Consider the following 24,766-nt stretch of genomic DNA (forward strand, 5'->3'; position numbering starts at 1 on the left):
GTGGCAAAAAAAGCTCTGAATAGTTTATCTGCTGCGGATTTATCAGGAAAGCGCGTTTTTGTACGAGTTGACTTCAACGTGCCTCTGGATGAGCAGGGCAAGATTACAGATGACACTCGGATTCGTGCCGCGCTCCCGACCATTCAATATCTCACCTCTAACGGGGCAAAGGTAATTCTTGCCAGCCACTTTGGTCGTCCCAAGGGCAAAGTCGTAGACAGTATGCGGCTCACCCCGGTTGCCACTCGTTTATCTGAGTTGCTGGGTCAGCCCGTGACCAAGTGCGATGACTGTATTGGCGATGCGGTAGCTAGCACGATCGCAGGCATGAAAGACGGCGATGTCGCCCTGCTGGAAAACGTTCGCTTTTATGCTGAAGAAGAAAAGAACAATCCCGAATTTTCTCAAAAGCTGGCATCCGTTGCCGATCTCTATGTAAACGACGCTTTTGGAACTGCGCACCGCGCCCATGCTTCCACCGAAGGCGTGACTCACTACCTCAACCCCAGCGTTGCAGGTTTTCTGATCGAAAAAGAATTGCAGTATTTGCAGGGCGCGATCGAAGAACCTCAGCGTCCTCTAGCAGCTATCATCGGTGGTTCCAAGGTTTCTAGCAAAATCACTGTGATTGAAACCCTGCTAGAGAAAGTAGACAAGCTGCTAATCGGCGGCGGCATGATCTTCACGTTCTATAGGGCACGCGGCTTGAGCGTCGGCAAATCCCTGGTTGAAGATGAGTATGTAGAACTGGCACAAAAGCTGGAAGCCAAAGCAAAGGAAAGAGGCGTTGAGTTGGTGCTGCCCACTGATGTCGTCGTTGCCGATAACTTTGCCCCCGATGCCAATGCCCAAACCGTCAGCATCAGCAACATTCCCGATGGCTGGATGGGTCTGGATATTGGTCCCGACTCGATCAAGCAGTTTGAATCCGCTCTGGCAGACTGCAAGACCGTGATCTGGAATGGTCCAATGGGCGTGTTTGAGTTCGACAAGTTCGCCAAGGGCACAGAGGCAGTCGCAAAGAGCCTAGCGACCCTGACCGGAAAGGGAGCCAGCACGATCGTTGGTGGTGGAGATTCAGTAGCAGCAGTCGAGAAAGTCGGCTTGGCAGACCAGATGAGCCACATTTCCACAGGGGGTGGAGCTAGCCTGGAACTGCTGGAAGGCAAAGTGTTGCCCGGTATCGCCGCGCTGAACGATGCTTAATTGAATCTCCTGGCTGGTGTTCCTTTAGAGAAACGCCTTGAGAGAAACGTTAGTAGAGAAGTGAAGCAACGGACTGAGTAGGATTTCTGCTCAGTCTTTTTCTTGCAGTGTTCCTGGATGGTGCAACAGGTTTGGCATTCCCCGAACACCCAGCTCCTCATGCGATCGACGGGTACGACTAATCTACATATCCCAGCCCCAGGAGCAGAGATAGAAGCAAATTTGTCGCTAGAGCGATCGCGCCAAAGCCACAGCCCAGACAAAGAAACCTCTGAATCGATTGATTGGTGCGGAGCCAGAGCAAAATCGCGGCGGCAACTGCCAGAAGGATTGAAACAACCTGAACAATCTGCATGATCAGATACGAGTATCCCTGCTGCGAAAACATGTCGGCTAAACCCAGGAGACTTAGTAGGTGATTAGAATTCCAGGTCAGCGACCACCAGCAAAGGCTAAAAATTGCTGCACTGGTGCTAATGCTAAGCAGGCTCTTACTGAAACGATTCAAGCTGCTCCAGAGTAAAAGCGCAGTGGTCAACATTGTGATCACGCCAGTCACGATCGCGCTTCCACTCACAACCGAGCCCCAGCTCTCCGGGGTAAATCCATAAGGGGTCACAAGCGTGTAAGGAACTCGCCCCAGCCAACTTCCGATTAATTGATACATTCCAATGCCGCAGGCAAAGCTAGCAAAGCTCTTGCTCAGATTGCCAGGGTGGAACCAGGTGAAGAGAGCAGCACTGATCCCGGCTGCCAGTGAGAGTCCAGTGCTAATCCACAGCAGGCGGAGTTCACCCAACCGCACCAGCATATTCATGCTCCAGTACTCTTGCCGAATTGCCTGAATTTGCTGAGAACTCAATCCCAGGTTCTTGATTTCATACATCTGTGCCAGGATAGGGGCATAATTTAGCCCTGTGTCCTTGCACTCAACCGATCGCCCGCCATACTCAGCACGACAATTGCTGAAATCGTATTTATAGTCCTTTCCTTTAGTCAGGCGGAGGGCTAGCAAACGGTCTTGAAGTTCTGTCTGACACTGGAATTGCTGCCCAGTTTCTGTACAGGTAAAGATCCGATTGGGTAAGCGAACGGTACTGTTTTGCTCGGTGCGAATCGACAGACTGGCAAAAGGAGTATTGGGCACGCTTGGCGCATTCTGCAAGAGCAGCAGCAGAAACGCGCTAATTAGTACAATCCAGAGGCTAAATAAAAATCTTGAAAGGAATAATACGGCTTGACGCATTGCTTCTAGCTGCCTTGCTTATGTGGTTGAATCGATGCCCCTCACGCCTTAGAAGTTCCAATCAATTTGATTATTGCGGTTTGATTCACGTTATCTTTTCACTTCATGTAATCTTTAGAAGCAAAGGACGAGTTACACGACCTCCGGACAACTTTTATCACATTTTATTTTCATGCTTCGTATTGTTTCCCTCATTCCTAGCGCAACGGAAATTGTTCACCGGTTAGGACTCACCGATGCTCTGGTGGGCCGATCGCATGAGTGCGACTATCCGCCGCAGGTGAAAGATTTGCCCGTCTGTACCGAGCCGAAATTTAATCCCGAAGGAACGAGCCAGGAAATCCACGATCGCGTCACCGATCTACTCCAGTCTGCTTTGAGCGTGTATCGCGTCAAAACCGAAGTCCTAGAACAGCTCCAGCCAACGCACATTTTGACGCAGGCGCAGTGCGAAGTTTGTGCGGTCAGTTTGGCAGATGTGGAGCAAGCCGCTGGAACCCTGATGAGCAGTCAGCCGCAAATTATTTCCCTTCAGCCCAATCAGCTCTCGGAACTCTGGACAGACCTCGATCGCGTAGCGGCAGCCTTTGGCATTTCGGCGGCAGGATTAACGGCATCGCTACAGCAGCGAATCGATCGCTGTACTGAAAAAACACGATCGCTCACCGAAAAAGAACGACCAACGATTGCCTGTATCGAATGGATCGAACCCTTGATGGCAGCAGGCAACTGGATTCCAGAGCTGGTGGAACTGGCAGGCGGACGATCGCTTTTTGGAACCGTCGGACACCATTCGCCCTGGCTGCAATGGCATGATTTGATTCAGGCAAATCCTGAGGCGATCGTGATCATGCCCTGTGGTTTTGATCTGGAGCGCACCAAGCAGGAAGCCAAAATTTTGCAGCAGCATCCCGACTGGGCTGGGCTACGGGCAGTGAAAAACGATCGCGTTTACATCACAGATGGCAATCAGTATTTCAACCGTCCGGGACCACGCCTCGTAGACTCGCTGGAGATTCTGGCAGAAATTCTGCACCCCGATCGATTTAGTTTTGGGTATGCAGAGCAGGGATGGCAACCGTTTCGATAGGAGTGGCAAGGTTCAAAGTCCCCCAGTTTTGGGGGATTTAGGGAGCTGCAAAACTCGAAGCTCGCTTAGACTCATATGCCTACAGTTGTTGACGCAAGGGAAATAGATGATGCAAGAGAAATAGATCGAGCCGCATCAAAACTCAGTCATCAGTAGGGCACGATCGTCACCCTTCAGCATCTTTAAATAGGAAGCGGCAATCTCATTTCTGTTAAGAGTTGCAAATTTTTTTGAATTTATGTTAAGTTTATCTACACCAAGGTTGATCCTAAGTGAGGTTTGAGCCGTTATGGAAAGTCAACAGTCTAAGTTTGGTTTTACCCAGTTTGCTGAAACCTGGAATGGTCGTCTGGCAATGCTGGGTTTTGTCATCGGAGTCGCAACTGAGTTCCTCACCGGTCAGGGTATCCTGTCTCAGCTTGGTCTGATGTAATTCGTTCTTATCCTCTAGTTTCTTAATCCATCTTTCAGAAATCCTTAGTGGGGGAGCCAAGTTGGTTCCCTTTTTCTTTGCGTCAATTTTCTGCCGATCGCAGAACCATCCCCTCACAAAATATTCATAAACAACTTTGCCGATAGGAATAACTTTGCTTACAGGAATCAATAAAGATAGGTAGAGAGATCCGATCTCTTTTCCAGCAGACGGCTCCAGTAAAATGAGATTAATCGAAAGAGAAAGAAGCATTGTTCAAACTCATTTAAGGCTGCCGGTCGTGAAGCGGCATGATGAGCACGATCGTGACATTGAACAATTCGTTTAACAAACTCGTAAAACGGTGAAGGGAAGCGATGGGATTTTTTGATTCTGAAATTGTTCAGCAGGAAGCCAGAAACCTGTTTGAGGACTACCAATCGCTCATGCGACTGGGATCAGACTATGGCAAGTTCGATCGTGAGGGCAAAAAAATTTACATCGAAAAAATGGAAGAAATGATGGACCGCTATCGTGTGTTTATGAAGCGGTTTGAGCTATCAGAAGACTTCATGGCGCAGATGACGGTTGAGCAGCTCAAAACCCAGCTGGGCCAGTTTGGTGTGACGCCGCAGCAGATGTTTGACCAGATGCACATGACCCTGGAGCGGATGAAGGCAGAGCTAGAAAGAACTTCTTGACCAAGCAGGAGTTAAAGACCAAGCTCATTACCTGCCAGGGAAACAGCTTTGCATCGCTAGAGGGACGGAGTACAGTAGAACTGAAGCTTCACAGAATTATCTGCTTTTTTCTGATTCCTGCTGCTTCGGTGCAACCCCGACTCCTCACTTCATAATGCGCGATTTTCTCAAACAAATCCTGGCTACGATCATTGGACTGGCTCTTTTCTCTGCGATGAGCGTGGGCGGTTTGGCGGCTCTGCTGTTTGCGGTGGCTTTTTTTCCGCGGGATACTGCCCCTGAGGTTGAAAATAGCTCCATGCTGACGCTCAATTTATCTCAGCCGATCAGCGATGGGCAGAGCGATGAAGGCAATGTTCTCAGCGAAGCACTCTCTGGCAATCGATCGCCCCAAACCCTTCCGCTCCGAACCGTGCTGACGACGATCGAGCGAGCTGCCCAAGACGATCGCATTGCCGGAATTTATTTGTCGGGCGATGTTACCTCGGCTGGGCTGGGCTCGGGCTATGCCACGCTGCGAGAAGTCCGGCAGGCACTCCAGAAATTTCGCGATGCCGGAAAGCCGATCGTGGCGTATGACGATACGGGCTGGTCAGAGCGCGGCTATTATCTGGCATCAGTGGCAAATACCATTTTGCTGAATCCGTCAGGACAGCTAGGGATCAATGGGTTTAACTTCGAGACGACCCTCTACGGCGGCGCGCTGCAAAAATACGGCATTGGCGTGCAGCCGCTTCGAGCCGGAAAATTTAAATCAGCCGTTGAACCGTTTGTGCGAAGTGCGATCAGCCCTGAAAACCGGGTAGAAACCCAAAAGCTGCTGGCAGACCTGTGGAGCGAGTTTCTGACGACCACCGCAAAGAGCCGCAAAGTAACCCCGCAGCAGCTTCAGAAGATTGCCGATCAGCAGGGCATTTTGCTACCGGAACAAGCGCAGACAGCTAAGCTGGTCGATCGCCTTGCCTACGATGACGAAGTGACCGCCGAACTGCATAAAATCACAGGCGAAAAGGATCAAGATTCCTTCCGCCAAATTGACATTGAAGAGTACGCCGAAGCAACGGTTGGAGACGAAAAGCAGCAGGGCGACAGAATTGCAGTTGTTTACGCTGAGGGCAATATTGTCAGTGGTCGCGGCGGTCCGGGGACAATCGGGGGCGATCGGCTGGCTTCAACCCTGCGAGACATTCGGCAGGATGATGACATCAAAGCAGTCGTGCTGCGAATCAACAGTCCGGGCGGCAGCGCAACGGCTTCGGATTTGATTGCCAGAGAAGTACTGCTGCTGAAAAAAGAGAAGCCTGTGGTTGTGTCGATGGGCAGCTATGCAGCATCGGGCGGTTACCAGATCGCGACCAATGCTAACCGGATTTTTGCTTCGCCCACCACGGTGACGGGATCGATCGGCGTGTTTGGGGTGCTGCCCAACTTCCAAAAAATTGCCAACGCGAACGGCATTACCTGGGATACTGTCAAGACCGGCCGCCTCGCTGATCTAGACACGATCGCCCGCCCCAAAACCCCGGAAGAGCTGCGAATTTTGCAGGGAGTGGTCAATCGCCTCTACGATCGCTTTATCACGCTGGTTTCCACGTCTCGATCGCTACCCAAGCAGCGCGTGGCGGAAATTGCCCAGGGTCGAGTCTGGTCGGGAGCGGAAGCCAAGCGAATTGGCTTGGTCGATGAAATTGGCGGTATCGAGGACGCAATCCAGGCAGCCGCTAAGGAAGCTAAACTGGGCGACGACTGGCAGACTGAGGAATACCCGCGCCAGCGATCGTTTGAGGAGCGGGTTTTGTCTCAGTTCAGCAGCCGCCTTCTCACCCACGTTCTGCCCCCCGCCGAAACCCTGACGGATCCGCTCAGCGTCAAAGTGCAGGAAATTCGTGAGGACTGGGATACGCTGCGATCGCTCAACGATCCGCTGGGGATGTATAGCCGTCTGCCTTTTACACCGATGATTGATTAGATAAGGGATGATTGATAGGGCGATCGGGGTTTAGAAGGAGCGGCTCGGATGATAACTCCAGCTTTGCAACCGTTCCTAAAACTCAGCATTGAGCGGCGTACGCGGGAACGGAATCACGTCTCGAATATTCGTCATGCCCGTCATGAACTGCACCACCCGCTCAAACCCCAAGCCAAAGCCCGCATGGGGAACCGTACCAAATCGCCGCAGATCGAGATACCACCAGAGTTCTTCTTCGGGTAGACCAAGCTGCTGAATTCGACGCTGAAGCACTTCAAGCCGTTCTTCCCGCTGCGAACCGCCCACGATCTCACCGATTTTAGGCGCGAGGATATCCATTGCCCGCACCGTTTTTTCGTCGTCGCTGAGACGCATATAAAAGGCTTTGATTTGTGCCGGATAGTCGGTGACAATCACGGGCTTTTTGAACAGGTCTTCGGCGAGATAGCGTTCGTGTTCGGACTGCAAATCTAAACTCCAGGAAACGGGGAATTCAAACTTGCGGTCGGCTTTTTCCAGCAGCGCGATCGCATCCGTATAAGTAATGCGTTCAAATTCATTGTTGATAATATTGTCAGCAGTAGCGAGAACAGAATTATCAATGCGCTGGTTAAAGAATTCCATATCTTCAGGGCAATGCTCCAGCACATAGCGAAAGATATGTTTGAGGAAGGCTTCGGCAAGATCCATGTTATCGATGAGATCACAAAAAGCCATTTCCGGCTCCACCATCCAGAACTCTGCTAAGTGACGCGAAGTGTTTGAGTTTTCAGCGCGGAAGGTTGGACCAAACGTATATACATTGGTGAACGCCATTGCCATGATTTCTGCTTCAAGCTGACCGCTGACGGTGAGGAATGCCCGTCTGCCAAAGAAATCCTGGCTATAGTCGATCTCACCCGCATCAGTTTTAGGAACCTGTTTTAGATCCAGGTTAGTAACGGTAAACAGTTCCCCTGCGCCTTCACAATCGTTTGCGCTGATAATCGGCGTATGTACCCAGAGGAAGCCCCGCTCTTGAAAGAACTGGTGGATTGCCGTTGAGCAGGCATTTCGCACCCGAAAAACTGCCCCGATCGTATTCGTGCGTGCCCGCAGATGGGCAATATCGCGCAGAAACTCAAACGAGTGCCGCTTTTTCTGTAAGGGATAAGTTTCGGCATCCGCTTCGCCATAAACCGTGATCGAGGAAGCCTGTAGCTCAATTCGCTGCCCCTTGCCCGGAGAAGGAACCAGCACACCGTCGATCGCCACAGACGCGCCTGTGTTTAACCTGCGAACCGCTTCTGCATAGCCCGGTAAATCCTGATTTAGAATCGCCTGAAGCCCTGCCATCGAAGACCCATCGTTGACTTCGACAAAGGTAAATTCTTTCTGTTCGCGCTTTGTCCGAACCCAGCCCTGAATCGTTACAGTTTCATCGGGCTGTCCATGTCTGAGCAGGTCTACAATACGGCGGATAGTCATAGGATCAGGTCAATCAGTGAATAAAGAATTCAACCACGATTCAGTGCGTCGAGAGCCATTGCTCTGCTTGTCTCTTCTTAAGATATCGCAATCCTTTTTGGTTTCTAAAGCAGTGCAGAAGTAATCCCAATTCTGTAGAACCGTGGGACAGATCCGGTAGAAGCTACTTTTGCCGGAGGATATCGGAGCAGAAGATACCAGAGCAGATGTGGGAAGAGTAACCATACTCCCTTTTCACACCCCCTGTAAATACTGAAGCGATCGATTGATCTTCAGATCTCAGGAATATCCAGAAATATTTCTGTTTGAGGCAAATCACTTCACCTTTCGATCGTCATCACTTTCCCCGTACGGTAAACGCTCTATCGTCAGATGGATTCTGGTTCGCCCTCGGAACTCTTATCCGGGTCAGCCTGTCCTTCTGGATAAAGCATTTTGTTCACCCTTTGCAAATTGCGTCTAAAAACTGAGTCCAAACCTGCAATTTCCTGCCCTACCGATGCCATCTTTGAGTTCAACCTGATGAGTTCAAACTGAACTTCCAGGCATCAGGCGATCCTGCTTTCAGTTCGCACCACGGATCAATGTTTTTGATGAACTTCCGACTCACTCACCGAGATCAATTTAATTAGCAGCTCAATTAACAGCAATCGTTGATCTATCTTTTGCCGTCGCTGTCATTATTTCCGATAGGGTGCAGCCTTTCACCAAAAGTTCCGACATCCAGTTCGACCCCAGGTTGAATTGAACCTGTGAATTTTATTCTCTCTTTTGCCCCTAAAGCCCCCCGGAGTTTCATGATGTCAATTACTCGCGATTTTAACTTCTTTTCCTCCTTGTCAAACCTTTTTTCTTCTGATTCATTCCCGTTAACACCAGAACAATTTGAGGATAGTTCTACGCTGGAGGAGACGATCGCGAATGCAGCGGTTGTTGAAAAAGCAATCCAGCCAGGAAAGCCGGGTCGCGTTAAATATCAAGGGGTGTGGTGGTCTGCTCGCTGCCTGGAAAACATCACGCTCCTGCCAGAACAAACCGTTACTGTTATAGGACGGATGAACCTGACGCTGCTCGTTCAACCCACACCACAACAAGCTTAATTGCGAAATCTCTCCTACGATTACCTCTTCGGGAACCTGCGAAACACTTAATTCTGATTAGAACGTAATCAGAACGTGTTAACTTCTGTAGCGATTACGGCGAAACCTGATCGATCCGCTAGAGCGAGCTTAAGAAGTTATTAAGCTACAAGAAAGGGAAGGGTTTTCCAGTTACTTTGGAAAGCAAGATACCTCCTAACTGCGTCTCCAGCCTCATCTAAATTCCTTCGGGCGTTTTGGTGGGGCTGCTCTTTTTGAACTGCGCCCTAAATTACGCCTTAAATTGCGCCCTAAATTGCACTAAACAAGTCAAACCACGGCAATCGCATCAGTTTTGCTGGGAACTGGCTTGATTTCACTCTTTTGGTTGACCCGCTTTTTGCTGAAAAAAGATTACACCGATCAGTAATGCTCATTGCTGCTGGAATGCGCCGACTTCAAACGACATAAAAATGCTCTGGTAAATTGATATGAAAAATCAACGCTTTCTTGCGCCCCTGATCTCGATCGGGATCGGTTTGACGCTGCTTGTAGTGGCTATTTTAAATCTGAACCAGCCCACCAGCAGTATGTTTGATTCAAACTCGGCAAGTTATTTTATTAAACCTGTTGAGATCAATCATCTTTATGTAGTTGAACCCAATATGGAAGGCTACATGAATGAAAATATTGATCCGCCCAATTTAGAAGAAGTGCTATACAGTTCGCTGGATGAGCTGGATCAGCGATATGCGATCGATAAAACAGAGATTGTAAACATTGAGCGTAAAGGGGTAACAATCCCGAATCTCTATGTGTATGTGCATCCTGACAACTTGCAGGCAGATGTTTCTGATAGCCTTTGAAACTCCCTTTAAAGAGGATTTCAAAAGAATTTATCCTCAGCTTCCTCAACAGGCTGGGGATTTTGTGTTTTGACAAGTGACTGATCGAGACACAGCAAATCTCCACGGCGTTTATTCCGTTCGCCAATCCTAAAACAATCCGTAAAGGGAAAAAATCCTCTAAACGGTAGACTGCAAATTGAAAAAGAGTTGCTTAAATCACAAGTAAGCCTATTCACAGCAGCATTGGGCAGTTCTGAGTTAACGCTGACCACCTCCGTTCCTAAGCAAGTTCGGCTGGATAATTTGCTGATTTCAGATTGAAATTAGAGCTTTGCTCCTTTAGGACGATCGTTTTAATGTCATGTTCTGAAATGCAGTTTTACGGTGTAGTTTTTACACTGATTACGAATGCCAGTGGACATGCGATCGAAGCGGGCGATCAGCTTCCGTAAATTGTCTTCTCAATACAGGCTAATTAATACAGGCTAATGACTACATTTCAACTCAAGCCCATTAATCAACAGGTCGTTGCTGTGGTCGGTGCATCAAGCGGCATCGGACGATCGACTGCGCTCAAGTTTGCAGGTCGCGGTGCAAAGGTCGTAGTGGCATCCCGAAGCCAGCCCGGGCTAGACTCTCTGGTCGATGAAATTCGGGCAGCAGGGGGTGATGCCATTGCCGTGGTTGCAGACGTAGCAGATTTTGCTCAGGTGCGATCGATCGCTGAAAAGGCAGTGCAGCAGTACGGGCGCATCGATACCTGGGTTCACGCTGCCGCAACAGGACTCTTTGCCCGCTTTGAGCAAATTCAGCCCGACGAATTCAAGCGCGTGATCGAAGTCAACTTGCTCGGTCAGGTGTATGGCGCAATGGTCGCTTTGCCGCACCTAAAACAAATCGGCCAGGGCGCGTTCATTTCTGTGTCTTCGGTAGAAGCAAGACGATCGCTGCCGCTGCAAAGCCCTTATTCGTCATCAAAGCACGGTTTGCAAGGCTTCCTGGATGCCATGCGGGTAGAGCTCAAGCACGATGGCGTTCCCGTTAGCGTCACCGAAATCATGCCCTCGACCATCAACACGCCGTTCTACAACAAGGGTAAGACTAAGCTGGGTGTGAAGCCGCAGGGCGTTCCTCCTTTCTATCATCCCGATCAGGTTGCAGATGCAATTCTGTATGCTGCCGAGCATCAAACTCGCGATTTGATCGTAGGCGATTCTGGTCGTGTGCTGGACTTTATTCAGCGACTCTCTCCAGCATTGGGTGACTTCCTGGTGCAAATGGTTGCTGTGGAAGGACAGCATACTCCCACGACTAAATACGAAGATGACCCGAACAACCTGTATGAGCCCATTTCGGGATCAGGCTATGACCGGATCGAAGGGGACTTTGGCGGCTTGACGATCCCCAGTTTCCTGGAAGTTTTAGACTTTCACCCGATCGCCAAATGGGGAACGGTAGCAGGAATCGGTGCGCTGATGCTATTGGCGACTGGTTTGCTAGGAGGACGGGAAAACATCTAGTAAATCGGTGGAAATGAGTAGATGAGTGGATAGGTGGATGGGTGAATGTAGAACATATTCCAACCCATCCCCATTCACAAAACAAATTTGACCGCAGTACAGACAAGGAGAAAGAAAGATGGAAACCGTGTCGGGTGGAAACCAGGAAAATCAGCCGAATCAAAATCAGCAGGGCAACGTGAGCGAAGCCGAGAAATGGGGTTCGCTGATTACAGGTGGTGCAATGGTGCTGATGGGATTGAGCCAGCGATCGCTGCGTGGCGCACTGATGGCAATGGCAGGCGGCGCGATGGCATACCACGGCGCAACCGCAGATAAGAGCTTGACCGATAAAGTGGCAGACGCAGCAGGCTTGGGCAAGGGCATCAAAGTTGAACGCACGGTGACGATCATCAACAAAACGCCGGAAGAACTGTATGAGTTCTGGCACAACTTCGAGAATCTGCCCAGCTTCATGAAGCACCTGAAGTCGGTAACAGTCACCAGCCCGACGCGATCGCACTGGGTTACGAGCGCACCGTTTGGCACAGAAGTGGCATGGGACGCTGAAATCGTGGCAGACCAGCCCAACAAGCTGATTGGCTGGGCATCGATCGAAGGGTCGCAGGTGGATAACTCTGGCTTTGTGCGCTTCCAGCCTGGACCTCCCGGACGCGGAACCGAAGTAAAAGTCGTAATGGAATACAATCCGCCCGGTGGTGTCGTGGGTGCTGCGATCGCCAAACTGTTTGGAGAAGAAGCAGAACAGCAAATTGGTGATGAACTTCGCCGCTTCAAAATGCTGATGGAAACCGGAGAAATTGCCACAACGGAAGGTCAGCCTTCTGGTCGCAAATAAGAAGGTTAGTCTTCTGGTTACAAATAATTAGAGGAATCAATAATGAAAGCTGTCTGCTGGCACGGCCCCTTAGATATTCGGGTTGACAACGTTCCTGATCCTAAAATTCTCAATCCGCGTGATGCGATCGTCAAAATTACATCTACGGCGATTTGCGGCTCGGATCTTCATTTTTACGACGGATTTATTCCCTCGATGATGCCTGGCGATATTGTGGGGCATGAATTTATGGGAGAAATCGTCGAAGTTGGTCCTGCCGTAAAGAACCTGAAGATTGGCGATCGCGTCATCATTCCCTTCCCAATTTCCTGCGGCAACTGTTTCTTCTGCCGTAAAGATTTGTGGTCGCTCTGCGATAACTCGAACCATCAAGCGCATTTAATCGAACCGCTCTACGGTACATCTCCTGCGGCACTGTTTGGCTATTCTCACTTCTTTGGCGGCTATGCTGGAGGACAGGCAGAATATGCGCGGGTTCCCTTTGCGGATGTGGGTCCGTACAAAGTGCCCGATCACCTGACCGATGACCAGGTGCTATTCCTGACGGACATCCTGCCGACCGGATACATGGGCGCAGAAAATTGCAATATTCAGCCCGGTGATACGGTCGCAGTATGGGGCTGTGGCCCGGTGGGGATGTTTGGTATCAAGAGTGCCTTCTTGCTGGGCGCAGAAAGAGTGATTGCGATCGATCGTGTCCCCGAACGGCTGGAACTGGCAAAACAGTGGGGCGCAGAAGTAATCAACTACGAAGAGATCGATCCGGGTGAAGCCCTGAAAGAAATGACCGGCGGTCGCGGACCCGACTCCTGTATGGATGCGGTTGGTCTGGAAGCCCACGGCATGGGACCCGAAGGTGTGTATGACAAAGTGAAGCAGGCGGTTCGGATGGAAACCGATCGTCCCTATGTGCTGCGTCAGGCGATCGTCGCTTGTCGTAAAGGGGGCACGGTGTCGTTACCGGGTGTGTATGGCGGTTTTGTGGATAAAATCCCGATGGGAGCCGCAATGAACAAAGGATTGACCTTCAAGATGGGTCAAACTCACGTTCACAAATATCTCGATCGACTGCTAGCGCACATCGAAAACGGAGACATTGACCCCACCTTTGTCATTTCTCACCATTTGCCCCTCGATGACGCTCCGCGCGGCTATGAGATCTTCAAGCACAAGCGCGAGAACTGCACCAAGGTCGTTCTAAAGCCGTAATTAATCCGCCCCAGGGAGAAAGTGAAATATGAAAGCTGCTTGCTGGCATGGTCCAATGGACGTGCGCGTGGAGACCGTGCCCGATCCAAAAATTCTCAATCCGCGTGATGCGATTCTAAAAGTCACGGCAACGACGATTTGCGGTTCTGATCTGCACATCTACGACGGATATATTCCCTCGATGCTCCCCGGTGACATTATTGGTCACGAATTTATGGGCGAAGTCGTGGAAGTCGGTGCGGCTGTGCGAAAGCTGAAGGTCGGCGATCGTGTCGTTGTGTCTTCGATTATTGGCTGCGGCGGTTGCTTCTTCTGTCAGCAGCAAAAGTGGTCGCTCTGCGATAACTCCAACAAAAACGGTTGGATGCAGGAGCCGCTGTTTGGCTTCGGAACCTCTGGAATTTTCGGCTACTCGCACCTGTTTGGTGGCTATGCCGGATCTCAGGCAGAATATATTCGCGTTCCCTTTGCCGACATGGGCTGCACAATCGTTCCCGAAGGCATTGCCGACGAAAAAATTCTGCCCCTGTCCGATGCCTTCCCAACCGGATACATGGGCGCGGATTTGTGCGACATTCAGCCCGGTGATATTGTGGCAGTTTGGGGCGCGGGTCCGGTCGGTCAGTTTGCCATGATCAGTGCCTATATGCTGGGCGCAGAGCGGGTGATCGCGATCGATCGCATCCCAGAACGACTGGAACTGGCAAAAACCTTCGCCAACGCAGAAATCATCAACTATGAAGAAATTGATGCTGGCGAAGCCTTGAAGGAGATGACTGGGGGACGCGGACCCGATTGCTGTATTGATGCGGTCGGTCTAGAGGCGCACGGCATGGGCGTAGAAGGACTGTATGATCGGGCAAAGCAGCTCGTTCGTCTGGAAACCGATCGCCCCAACGTGATTCGCCAGATGATCGTCTCTTGCCGCAAGGGGGGAACGGTGTCGATTATGGGCGTGTATAGCGGCTTTATCGACAAGGTGCCGATGGGGGCTGCTTTCAACAAGGGTCTGACGCTAAAAATGGGTCAGATGTTTGGGCAAAAGTATATGCCGATGCTGGTCGATCGGGTGGCAAACGGAGAAGTCGATCCGTCGCGCGTGTTTACCCATACGCTCTCGCTAGAGGAAACGAAGCGGGGCTATGAAATGTTCAAGCACAAGCAGGATGGCTGCATCAAGGTGTTCATCAAGCCTTAGAAGTTCTACGTTGCCCTCTAAATTCCCCATTGGTGAGGGACTCTAAAGTCCCAGTGCATTAGATCCGTAGGATGGGTCAGGCGAAGCCATAATGCATCAATTCTTGAAAAGTAGAATTCGTTAAGTAGCGCATTCTGTTTTACAGCCGATCGTTACCGTGAGTTCTACAGCATCGATTTCTGCCAGTGATGCGCTACGCTGCGCCAATCCATCCTGCGAAGCTTACAAAGCCAAAACCATTTGCAAATTTAAGATCCAAAGAGGAGATACATAATGACTCAACTTCGCAAAGTTTTTACGGTGATCGTCGCCAGCGTTCTGCTGTTTGTTGGTGTGCTGGTGGGCAGTTCTGCGGCTCTAGCAGGCAACTTCAGCGCGGAAAGCTGGGATAAATTGCCGACGTTAAGCGATAACAAACCTAATCCGGGCGATAAGCTCTCGACCGATAAGGCATTTTCTAAGGACAACAGTTCTAATTTAACGGATGCGCTCTCAGACAATTCAAATTCGCTCCCCAGACCCGATCGCACTTCCCTGCCAAAGCAGAGCAAATCCTACATTGATCTGGATGAGAAAGATAACGTTAACATCCGCAATGCGAAGAAGAATCTAGAGGAAACGACGGATCAAACCGAGGGCGGATTGAAGGACATTGTAGATAATGTGCGCGAGAAGCTAAACCTGGATCAGCCGCTCTATCCCGGCACAAAAGAATTCATCAGCGATGTGAAAGAAACAGTTGAAGATTCTGTTGATGCAGTAGAGGATACGCTGACAGGCGGTGCGGATAATCTTACGGGTGGTCAGCGTAGCTATAAGTAAGCCCGCTGAATTGGTCATTGGTCATTAGCCATGGGTCATTGGTTATTGGGATTAATCGTTTGAAATGTAGGCGATGTGCAGCTTTTCTGGATTTGTAAAGTTGGCTCACTGGAGATCAATCCAGGACTTTAGCTGCCCACCGCTGAATTGACCGATCACGAACGACCCATGACGCTTCTAAACAACCCCTTTCCCGATTTGGGCGAGGGGATTTAAATCTAAACCGGCTCCGTTTGTCCTTCTTTATCAGGAAAGGTGAACCATGACTTATCCTTCTACACCCTGGCAGCTTCAAGGCTACGCCCTGCAAACCCTGAATCTGATGGATATCGATCGCGTTCGCCCGCTGGTTCCCTCTGAGCTAGAAATTATCCCTGTCTTTCCCGGTAAGACGATCGGCGGTGTGTATCTCTCTGCTTATCAAAGCGGTTCAGTGCTGCTGTATAACGAGCTGATTGTCGTCATGGGTTTAATTTATCACGGCGGAAAAATTGGCGGCTGGGTATCGCATATTTATGTGGATAACCCTGACTCGATCGCAGGCGGACGCGAAATCTGGGGACTGCCCAAGGAATACGCCGAGTTTAAGTGGCAGCAGGGTGAGCATCCTAGCGTCGAAGTCAGGCAGGGAGACGATGTGCTGTGTCGCTGTCGCTGCACCTGGAAACTCCCTGGCTTGCAGTTGGCACTCAGCGCACCTGTATTTAGCGTTAAGGATACTAAGCTTCTGCTGTTTGAAGGACAAACGAATAGCAGCCTACACCTGGCAGGCGTGGATTTGCAGGTTCCCGACAGCAGCCCCTTTGCCTGGTTAAATATTAGTCAACCGTGGTTGGGCGTTTATATTGAACCGCTTTATCTGAAGGTGAACGCGCCCCAGATCGTGCAGGAACGTCCGCAATCGTTTAGCTACTCGTGACGATTGAGAGACTGGGCGGGAAATTGCGGGGCAGTTGAGGTCGCCCTCTTCACGCTGCAAACGTCCTCCAGGGCAGGGGTTAAGCAATCTTCTGGGCAGCCTGCTTAAGCGGGGCGAGCAGCGAGAGCGAAACCTGTTCGCTGTTCAGCATCCCATGAGTGTCTTTGCCCGAAGTAGGGCTGGGTCCGTGGTAGTCGCTGCCGCCTGTTTTCAGTAAGCCATAGTAGGCACAGGATTCCTCTAGCCGCCGCACCTCGGACGAAGAATGGCTGGGATGATAAACTTCAATGCCCATCAACCCGGCTTCCACCAGGACAGGCAACACCGTCTCCACCGTCCCACCCCGAAACAGATAGGGATGCGCCCACACCGGAACGCCACCGCAGGAGCGCAAAAGCTGAATTCCCTCGATCGCGCTGAATTTCTCATATTCCACATAAGCAGGTTTGTCACTACCCAAAAAGCGATCGAATGCTTCTTCTGACGAGGTAACATAGCCTGCCCGCACCATTGCCGAAGCGATATGCGGTCTTCCCGGAGCCATGCCTTCTCCCCGTTCTGGTAAAGCGATCGGATAGCCCAGCTCTGCCAGTTTTGCGAGCATCAGTTGGGCACGGCGCTTGCGTCCGTTCAAGCGTTCCCTTAAGGGAGCTTGCAGCTTTTGACGATCGGGATAAAAACCGAGAATGTGCATCGAGCGATCGTTATACACAGTACTGAGTTCTAGACCGGGCACAATTTCGATCGGGAGATTTGCCGCCGCTGCAAACGCTTCATCCCAGCCTTGAAGGGTATCGTGGTCGGTAATTGCCAGGGCACGAACACCTGCCTGATGCGCTCTCCAAACAAGCTGGGTCGGGGTCAGGGTTCCGTCTGAACAGGTGGTGTGGCAGTGAAGTTCGAGCATGGCGAAAGGCAGTGGCAGCAGGTCAACAATTCTACCCTAGCGTATTGACTGGGCGCATTGAGCCATCTTGTATTGAGCTGTGTATCCAGCCATTGCGCCGCGCTGCGAAATCCTGTCGATCGAAAGAGGACGAACGATGCAGCAATCGGTAAGCTGTCGTTAGACAAAATTAGCGAAACCCCGGAAGAAGGCGCGATGGATGCTTTACCTCTCGTTTTGAACAAACAGCAGCTTGAACTGATGCACAATGGCTTGAATCAGGCGATCGATCAGCTTCAGCAGCAAAACCCGTCTCAGTTCAGCAATCAGCAGGAACAAAACCTGAATACTTACGGCACAGACGATCTAGATGAAGCTCTGGGTCGGCTGACGGCGATCGACGATCAGCTTCAGTCTGAGATTTCTCAGTGGGACAGCGATGCAAATTCGGCAAAGCCTGTGGCGATCGATCTCGATTCCTATCAAGTGACGCTGCTGCGATCGAGTTTGGTCGATCAGGCGGGCCATGCCGAGCAGTCTTTGCTGGATGACATTTTGCAGCAGTTGCCCGAAGACAGCCCGATGGAAGACGCAGACTAAGAGATATTTGAACAGTGGCAGAAGTGCTACACTGCCCCCCTAAATCCCCCAATTCTGGGGGACTTTGAGCCTTCTAAATCTCCTATCAACGGGGGAGTTTGAAGGCTGTAGGCAAGGAAGATTCTAGGTAAGCTGGAGTCCCAAAAAATTGGGTAGACGCTGCTCTAAATTTGTTAGATCATCGGCTTGGTTTGTTTGCTGCAAAGTATCCTTTGCCTGATCCATGCCTGTATCGAATGCAAAATCTGATGTAGATGCGCCGCTAGCAGCTCGAATGCGACCCCGATCGCTGGATGAGTTTATCGGGCAGGATCACATCTTGGGAGCGGGGCGGCTGTTGCGTCGGGCAATTCAGGCGGATCAGCTTTCGTCGATTATTTTTTACGGTCCACCGGGAACGGGAAAAACGACGCTGGCGCGGATTATTGCCAACACAACGCAGGCACACTTTATTTCGCTGAATGCGGTGCTGGCAGGCGTAAAGGAAATTCGGGCGGCGATCGACACTGCACAAATACAGCGCAAGCAGGGACAAAAAACGATTCTGTTTGTGGATGAGGTGCATCGCTTCAATAAGGCGCAGCAGGACGCGCTGTTGCCTTGGGTGGAAAACGGCACGGTAATTCTGATCGGGGCAACGACCGAGAATCCTTATTTTGAAGTGAACAAGGCCCTCGTCAGCCGATCGCGGATTTTTCAGCTCAAGCCGCTGTTGCTCCAAGACCTGTACCGGGTGGTAGAGCAAGCGTTGCAGGATCGCGATCGAGGCTATGGCGATCGAACTGTGAAAATTGACCCGGACGCGCTGGATCATCTGGTGAACGTCGCAAACGGAGACGCGCGGGCGTTGCTGAATGCGCTGGAATTGGCGGTTGAAACCACCCCAGCGGCAGCGGGCGAAATCTACATCACGTTAGCGGTTGCCGAAGAATCAATTCAGCAGCGAGCAGTACTGTACGACAAAGAAGGCGACGTTCACTTTGACACGATTAGCGCATTTATCAAGAGCGTGCGCGGGTCTGACCCGGATGCTGCCCTATATTGGCTGGCGCGAATGGTGTATGCGGGTGAAGATCCCCGGTTTATCTTTCGGCGGCTCTTGATTTTGGCAAGTGAAGATGTGGGATTGGCTGACCCCAATGCGGTAGCGATCGTCAATGCCTGTGCAATGGCGTTCGATCGGGTGGGACTGCCAGAAGGACGTTACCCTCTGGCGCAAGCAACGCTGTTTCTGGCAACTGCTCCTAAATCAAACAGTGTCATGGGCTTTTTTGATGCCCTGGCTGCGATTGAACAGCAGCGCGAAACCGAAGTACCAAACCATTTGCGCGATGCCAATCGCGATCGTCACTCCTTTGGACATGGCGCAAATTATCTCTATCCTCACGCTTATCGCGATCACTGGGTAGCTCAGCAATATTTGCCCAGTAGCCTTCAGGGACAAATGTTTTATCAGCCGTCCAATCAGGGCGAAGAAGCGAAAGTTCAGCAGCAGGTCGCCCGCCAGCGAGAGTCGCAGCTTGCGGCACTGGTTGAAGGAATTGGAGCCGCTTTACCCGAAGTGCTCACCTTCACCCCACCCAACCGCACCCTCGATCGTTGGCTCCAGCGCACGCTTAGCCAGACGGGAACGCAGCTCGGACAGATTCGCGATCGCATTTTCACGCTGGCCCAGCCTGATCGTCATCATGTCATTCTGGATGCCCTTGCTGCAAGCGGTTTGCTGGTTTGGGAAGCGGTGCGGCAAGTCCCCGAAGGCGGCGTGTATGCCTGGGTCAGAAAGGCAGCAGACGGGCAGGCAATTGCAGAACAGGCGGAAATGCTGCCAGAAATCAATCGCCCGATCGTCCGGGTGGATGCCCACGATTTAATGGTGGAACCGGAGATTCAGTTCGATCGCATCCTCGGCAGAAATGTCTTGCTGCACGAGCCTGATAAAGCCGCTCTGATTCAGAAACTGGCAAAATTGCTGCGATCGAATGGGCGAATTGTGCTGGCAGAAACCCTGTCTTATGAAACTCAGCGATTGTATGAATTAGTTGATGCCAGGCAGTTACCGCAGGGGAATCGCAGCCAGGTTAAGTCCGATTTGTGGCAGCGCTGGATCGAAGCCGAAGAAGCGATTTATCAAGATGGGACTGACCCAATGGTCAACTGGCGCGAAGCCGATTTGCTTGCCTGGTTTGCCGCCGCCGGACTCCAGCCAACGCTTCAGCGCGAAGTGAGCCAAACCGATTTGCACGTTACCGCTGATTTGCTCGATCGCTGGTTTCGTCCTGGTCAAACTCGCCCCAGCTACGTCGATCGCCTTGCCCGATCGCTGTCGTCTCAAGAACAATTCCTAATTCAGCAGCTCCTGACGCAAACGCTGAAAAATCAAACCGTTCAATGGCGAAGCGCGATCGTTTTTGTGCAGGCGTCATTCTGAATCGCCTCCCCGTGAATCACCTCCCCGTGAATTGCTTTCGGGCGAATCGTCTCCAGCGCTGCTTTTGCCCGTTCCACATCATAGGGAAAGGGTTTGCGGAGCGGACGATAATCGCGCTCGTGGGGTTTACCGTGGCGCAGCACCGCATTCACAAACATACAGGGCTGATCGCTAAAGTTAATCGAACCGTGGGGCACTCCGGGCGGAATCGTCACCACCTGCGGCACAGCTTCGCTCAGGGGGAAGTAATGGTACTGTCGACCGCTCAGAATCACCAACACGATTTCACCCCGCACCACCAAAAGCTGATCGGTGTGAAAATGATGCACAAACAAATCATCCACAGTTCTGCCTGGAATTTGCGCCAGCATCGTTTCGTGGCTGGATTGTAGTGTATAAAACTCGACCATGCCACTCTTCATCGCATCTAATCGGCGAACCTTAACCTGACGCACTAGGCTCATGATCGACCTCCGTATTTATACGATACCCTTAGCCTAAGGGGTGTGATATTGAAAATTTGTTACCAATATGACAAAATCGCCTTGTTAGTGTGTATAGCTCTTCAGGAGGAGATCGAGCAATTGAGGACAATGTAGTAAGATCGTTCTCCAACAAAAAGGTAGCTACTTCAAGTAACTGCAATAACAGATCGACCTGGCTCACCTGGCATGAATACTGCGATTTTTGGTTGGTCTGCCAGGATAGAAAACTTTCCCATTGTTGAGTGCGATGACTCGCCGACAGAAGGAACTGTTGCGTGCGCTCACCAATAAAGAACGGCAGGAATTGAAACGCATCAGTCGTGCGATCGAGCGAAAAACAACCTCTAAAGGACAAGATTAATGTAAATAGGTTTTGCAGGATTTTCACTATCCTGCTTCGAGCTTTTACAAGTTCTACATAAAATCTAAAAGTTCTACATGAAATCTAAATAAAGTAACTCGTAATTATTCTAACCGTAGAACAAAGTTCCCGATATTCTATAAATTTAATAGATAAATCTCTGTGGTTCTACTGAAAGTAATCCTGTCAAGTTCATAAAAACAAAAAATAATAGTTCTGTGTCTTTATTGAAGCTTATCAACAATCAAGTAGGCTAGATTTGCCCTAGCCAACAACAAACGTGATAGAGATTTGAGGAGAACGTTTCGATGAAGAATCAAAACAAGAAAGAAAACGGCAAACACAAAAACATCAAGGGAAAGAACGGCAAATCTAAAGATATGTTGATTCCAACCGATGCAGATGACATTTTGCTGGGTGGCAATAAGTCTGAAGTGATCAAGGGTGGGTTGGGGAATGACAAAATTAGCGGTCGCAATGGCAAAGATACGCTCTACGGTGAAGCGGGTAATGATGAGTTAACGGGTGGAAATGGTAATGACATTCTGGTTGGCATGACTGCAATTCCGGCTGCACCTTCTCCAGCAGGAACAACCCCAACTGTCCCTACGCCTGCGCCTGAAGTGGATATTTTGATTGGCGGCAATGGCAAAGACACCTTCGTTTTGGGTCAGGCAGGAATGGCATTTTATACGTCAGCAGCAGACGCAGACTATGCTGTGATCAAAGACTTCAAGCAAGCCGATCGCATTCAGCTATCAGGACTGCCTACGAGCTACACGGTTGGGGCAACAGCAACAGGGGCAGGCATTTATATGAGCAAGGTTGATCCAACCACAGGCGCACAAAGCAGCGAGTTGATTGCTGTCCTGGAAGGAGTCAACGCAACGTCTGTGAATTTGTCTGCTCGTAACTTTGTTTTTGTGTAATTTTTAGATGGTTTTGAGATGAAGGGGTAGTGCTTTTTGCCTGGAGCTGTGTTCCAGGCCCCTTCTTCTTTTTACCAGCCCTCCTGCATAAATTCGATCGCCTCATGCTGAATCAGAATCTTCTTCAATTAATGCTTTGAATCGATCGTCCGATCGAATATTGTCAAGATCGGAGTCTGTTTTAGCCTTTTCTCGATATCCGGGGTTGAGTTCGATCGCTCGTTGTAAAGACTCGATCGCTTCATCCACGTGATTCCACAAGGAATAACAATAGGCTTTGTTGTACCAGGCTTCGTCAGCGTCCGGTTTGTATTCGAGGGTTTTGTCCCAGGAGTCGATCGCTTCCTCGTAGCGTCCTAGATTAACCAGGACAAGACCTCGGTTGCTCCAGACTGCGTGATCGTCTGGTTTGATGTTGAGGGCTTTGTCCCAGGAGTCGATCGCTTCCTCGTAGCGTCTTAGATTAACCAAGGCAACGCCTCGGTTGTTCCAGGCTTCGTGATAGTCCCGTTTGCTTTTGAGGGCTTCGTCGTAGGACCCGATCGCTTCCTCGTAGCGTCCTAGATTAACCAGGGCAATGCCTCGGTTGTACCAGGCTTCGTGATAGTCCGGTTTGCTTTTGAGGGCTTCGTCCCAGGAGTCGATCGCTTCCTCGTAGCGTCCTAGATTAACCAAGGCAATGCCTCGGTTGTACCAGGCTTCGTGATAGTCCGGTTTGCTTTTGAGGGCTTCGTCCCAGGAGTCGATCGCTTGCTGGTGCTGTCCTAGCTCAGCCAGGGCAATGCCTTTTTCAAACCAAACAAAAGCAAGCCCGAAATTGCTCCTTGCCAAAACTTCTGGATCTGTGATTGCAGGTATCAGGCGTTGCAAAATGGACAATAGCTTGCTGAACGCTTCCAGGGCTTGCGGATATCGTTTGAGTTCAGACATTGCAAAGCCAAAGCCAAAAAGCGAAGACAGCATCTCGATTGGATGTTGGTCTGCCAATTCCTGAAGCAGGCGAGACAGGGCTGGAACGTATTCCCCCACCTCTACGCGCTTATTTGCTGCCTCAATCTGTCCTTCGCTGGGGTTGAGAATGTCTTGTGCGGCAATCAGATAACACAACGTGCGGTTAATCTGCCAGCGATGCCACCAGGTAAATTGACGCGGTTGATTCCATCGGTTTGCAATGAGGACAGCCGTTGGCGCAACCGTAAACTCAGTAAGCACGACGTTGACCTGACGCAGCAGACCGATCGCAGCGTAGATGTGAGGAGCATAAGCAAGTTTCTCAGCTTCCCGATATCGCTTCTCCCAGCTTCCCTTCAGCGTCGGGGTAAAAACCTGGGTTAATGGTTCACCCGATCGCCGCGCATCCTTCAAATTCAACACCATCACCCGAAAAGTTCGATCGCTCTTTTCTGCTAACTTTTGGTAATCCTGCGGATCAGCTTCAACCGTTTGCGGATCGACTGTGTTTTGCAGCAGTTCTACCAGCGCGATCACATCCGGTTCTGGTAATGAATACTGAGCAAATCGATCGCGCCACAGTTTTGGATACTGATCTAGCCCCAACTTTTCGAGTTCGCTGGGTTCGCCTTCCCGCTCAGGAATTGTTTCATTCCGGGCAGTCGCAATCACGCGAATTTCTTCTGGACGGCAGCCTCGGTCATAAGCCTCCAGCAGTTCCAGCAGTCGTTCTGGCAAAGGCGACAAACCTAACTGAAGCGCATTGCCTGATTTGTCCTTGCGCCATGCTGCCTCCTGATCCAGAGGACGATTCAAATCATCAAACCAGAAGAGAATCTGTCGGTCTGTTCCAATTCGTTCGAGCGGCAATTGGCTTGGCTTCCTGATTGCCTGCCATTCCCAAGACTTTAATTTGAGAATTGTCCATCCGTCTTGATTGAAGCTGGCTGCTAGCTCTGCTGCCTCCCGTGATTTGCCGATTCCTGACTTGCCCAGAATTAAGACCGATCGCCGTTCCTTGAGCAACTGTTCCAACTCTTTTTGAACGTTTCGATCGGCATCTCGTTTCTGATAATGAATATTAAAGTCTGCAAGTGGATCGTCAGGATCATCATTATTACTGCCAATCAGTTGCCGCACAATACCTGGAGAGCGAGGAGCAATAATCTCAAACGGAAACGTATCTGGCAGTTCAACAGGCTGATGCGATTTCCTGCGGGCAAGTCGCTTTTTCAAAAAGCCAAAAACGGGTCTAAGCGGTCCAAAAAGGATTGCCAAAACTCCAAGTGCAGCCAGAATTCCAGACAAATTAGGCTCGATCGAGGCAAACCACTGCCAGACCACACCTAACAATTCTTGGAGATGTTTAAGCCAGCTTGCCGTCATCACCCCTGCTACCGCCGCATTGACCAAATTCTAACCGCTTCAGCAAAACTAGAAGCGACTGTTAATCGTCGAAGCTTGATTTCCCAGGCAGAAATCCCAATGTTTTACAGCAGTTTTTAGGTAATTAGCCCCTTTTCTATTAAGCTAACGAGTGGACAATCTATCAAGTTGGTGAAATGCCTGTCGCTTACTCAACGGATTTACGCACTCGTGTAA

Annotated in this window: 21 protein-coding genes; 16 read left to right on the forward strand and 5 right to left on the reverse strand. The window is 50.5% G+C overall.

The window, feature by feature from the left end:
* A complete protein-coding gene (locus NDA02_RS17785) occupies positions 1 to 1,206 on the forward strand; it encodes a phosphoglycerate kinase (RefSeq protein WP_190792630.1) in 1,206 nt (401 codons plus the stop codon).
* Between the two features lie 178 nt (positions 1,207 to 1,384).
* Here NDA02_RS17785 and NDA02_RS17790 read toward each other — a convergent pair whose 3' ends face one another.
* On the reverse strand, positions 1,385 to 2,452 hold the full coding sequence (locus NDA02_RS17790) for a hypothetical protein (protein ID WP_190792631.1): 1,068 nt from the start codon (positions 2,450 to 2,452) through the stop codon (positions 1,385 to 1,387).
* Between the two features lie 172 nt (positions 2,453 to 2,624).
* Here NDA02_RS17790 and NDA02_RS17795 point away from each other — a divergent pair, with 172 nt between their 5' ends.
* The 4 genes from NDA02_RS17795 to sppA all read left to right on the forward strand — a co-directional run bounded on the left by NDA02_RS17795 (position 2,625) and on the right by sppA (position 6,624).
* Positions 2,625 to 3,542, forward strand: coding sequence for a cobalamin-binding protein (locus NDA02_RS17795; RefSeq protein WP_190792632.1), 918 nt, complete (start codon positions 2,625 to 2,627; stop codon positions 3,540 to 3,542).
* Positions 3,543 to 3,831: 289 nt separating this feature from the next.
* Positions 3,832 to 3,975: a chlorophyll a/b-binding protein gene (locus NDA02_RS17800; RefSeq protein WP_190792633.1), complete on the forward strand. Its 144-nt coding sequence runs from the start codon at positions 3,832 to 3,834 to the stop codon at positions 3,973 to 3,975.
* A 356-nt stretch (positions 3,976 to 4,331) separates the two neighbouring features.
* Positions 4,332 to 4,655, forward strand: coding sequence for a DUF1825 family protein (locus NDA02_RS17805; RefSeq protein WP_190792634.1), 324 nt, complete (start codon positions 4,332 to 4,334; stop codon positions 4,653 to 4,655).
* A 154-nt stretch (positions 4,656 to 4,809) separates the two neighbouring features.
* Positions 4,810 to 6,624, forward strand: a complete 1,815-nt coding sequence (gene sppA / locus NDA02_RS17810) for a signal peptide peptidase SppA (protein WP_348255574.1) — start codon at positions 4,810 to 4,812, stop codon at positions 6,622 to 6,624.
* A gap of 75 nt (positions 6,625 to 6,699) precedes the next feature.
* Here the strand turns inward: sppA and asnS are convergent, their stop codons facing one another.
* Positions 6,700 to 8,091 carry an asparagine--tRNA ligase gene (gene asnS, locus NDA02_RS17815; RefSeq protein WP_348255576.1) on the reverse strand — a complete coding sequence of 464 codons (1,392 nt, stop codon included), beginning with the start codon at positions 8,089 to 8,091 and terminating at the stop codon, positions 6,700 to 6,702.
* 752 nt (positions 8,092 to 8,843) lie between these two features.
* Here asnS and NDA02_RS17820 point away from each other — a divergent pair.
* The 8 genes from NDA02_RS17820 (at position 8,844) to NDA02_RS17855 (ending at position 16,524) form a co-directional block, all read left to right on the forward strand.
* A complete protein-coding gene (locus NDA02_RS17820) occupies positions 8,844 to 9,191 on the forward strand; it encodes an NfeD family protein (RefSeq protein ID WP_348255577.1) in 348 nt (115 codons plus the stop codon).
* 470 nt (positions 9,192 to 9,661) lie between these two features.
* Positions 9,662 to 10,036, forward strand: coding sequence for a hypothetical protein (locus tag NDA02_RS17825; RefSeq protein WP_190790379.1), 375 nt, complete (start codon positions 9,662 to 9,664; stop codon positions 10,034 to 10,036).
* A gap of 470 nt (positions 10,037 to 10,506) precedes the next feature.
* Complete coding sequence (locus tag NDA02_RS17830) at positions 10,507 to 11,538, forward strand: SDR family oxidoreductase (protein WP_190790378.1); 1,032 nt, start codon at positions 10,507 to 10,509, stop codon at positions 11,536 to 11,538.
* Positions 11,539 to 11,656: 118 nt separating this feature from the next.
* Positions 11,657 to 12,376: an SRPBCC family protein gene (locus NDA02_RS17835; RefSeq protein ID WP_190790377.1), complete on the forward strand. Its 720-nt coding sequence runs from the start codon at positions 11,657 to 11,659 to the stop codon at positions 12,374 to 12,376.
* A 42-nt stretch (positions 12,377 to 12,418) separates the two neighbouring features.
* Positions 12,419 to 13,585 carry a zinc-dependent alcohol dehydrogenase gene (locus tag NDA02_RS17840; RefSeq protein ID WP_190790376.1) on the forward strand — a complete coding sequence of 389 codons (1,167 nt, stop codon included), beginning with the start codon at positions 12,419 to 12,421 and terminating at the stop codon, positions 13,583 to 13,585.
* Positions 13,586 to 13,613: 28 nt separating this feature from the next.
* The gene (locus NDA02_RS17845) at positions 13,614 to 14,783 is read left to right on the forward strand and encodes a zinc-dependent alcohol dehydrogenase (protein ID WP_190790375.1); all 1,170 of its coding nucleotides are present in this window, start codon (positions 13,614 to 13,616) and stop codon (positions 14,781 to 14,783) included.
* 273 nt (positions 14,784 to 15,056) lie between these two features.
* Positions 15,057 to 15,605, forward strand: coding sequence for a hypothetical protein (locus NDA02_RS17850; protein ID WP_190790374.1), 549 nt, complete (start codon positions 15,057 to 15,059; stop codon positions 15,603 to 15,605).
* 262 nt (positions 15,606 to 15,867) lie between these two features.
* On the forward strand, positions 15,868 to 16,524 hold the full coding sequence (locus tag NDA02_RS17855) for an acetoacetate decarboxylase family protein (RefSeq protein WP_190790373.1): 657 nt from the start codon (positions 15,868 to 15,870) through the stop codon (positions 16,522 to 16,524).
* A gap of 79 nt (positions 16,525 to 16,603) precedes the next feature.
* Here NDA02_RS17855 and NDA02_RS17860 read toward each other — a convergent pair whose 3' ends face one another.
* The gene (locus NDA02_RS17860; RefSeq protein WP_190790372.1) at positions 16,604 to 17,431 is read right to left on the reverse strand and encodes a PHP domain-containing protein; all 828 of its coding nucleotides are present in this window, start codon (positions 17,429 to 17,431) and stop codon (positions 16,604 to 16,606) included.
* 57 nt (positions 17,432 to 17,488) lie between these two features.
* Between NDA02_RS17860 and NDA02_RS17865 the strand changes: the two genes are divergently transcribed.
* The gene (locus tag NDA02_RS17865) at positions 17,489 to 18,010 is read left to right on the forward strand and encodes a hypothetical protein (protein ID WP_348248193.1); all 522 of its coding nucleotides are present in this window, start codon (positions 17,489 to 17,491) and stop codon (positions 18,008 to 18,010) included.
* 223 nt (positions 18,011 to 18,233) lie between these two features.
* Positions 18,234 to 20,438 (forward strand): AAA family ATPase, encoded by a 2,205-nt coding sequence (locus NDA02_RS17870; RefSeq protein ID WP_190793783.1) that lies wholly within the window; start codon positions 18,234 to 18,236, stop codon positions 20,436 to 20,438.
* Here NDA02_RS17870 and NDA02_RS17875 read toward each other — a convergent pair.
* Complete coding sequence (locus NDA02_RS17875) at positions 20,396 to 20,902, reverse strand: dTDP-4-dehydrorhamnose 3,5-epimerase (RefSeq protein ID WP_199296753.1); 507 nt, start codon at positions 20,900 to 20,902, stop codon at positions 20,396 to 20,398. The two genes, NDA02_RS17870 and NDA02_RS17875, sit on opposite strands and share 43 nt — an antisense overlap.
* Positions 20,903 to 21,592: 690 nt before the next feature.
* Between NDA02_RS17875 and NDA02_RS17880 the strand changes: the two genes are divergently transcribed.
* On the forward strand, positions 21,593 to 22,213 hold the full coding sequence (locus tag NDA02_RS17880) for a hypothetical protein (RefSeq protein WP_190793782.1): 621 nt from the start codon (positions 21,593 to 21,595) through the stop codon (positions 22,211 to 22,213).
* A gap of 102 nt (positions 22,214 to 22,315) precedes the next feature.
* Here the strand turns inward: NDA02_RS17880 and NDA02_RS17885 are convergent, their stop codons facing one another.
* Entirely contained in the window at positions 22,316 to 24,577 is a 2,262-nt protein-coding gene (locus tag NDA02_RS17885) for a tetratricopeptide repeat protein (RefSeq protein WP_348255579.1), read from the reverse strand.
* Between the last annotated feature and the right edge of the window lie 189 nt (positions 24,578 to 24,766).

It is taken from the genome of Leptolyngbya sp. ST-U4 (genome assembly GCF_039962215.1).
Classification (GTDB): Bacteria; Cyanobacteriota; Cyanobacteriia; order Elainellales; family Elainellaceae; genus Leptolyngbya_A.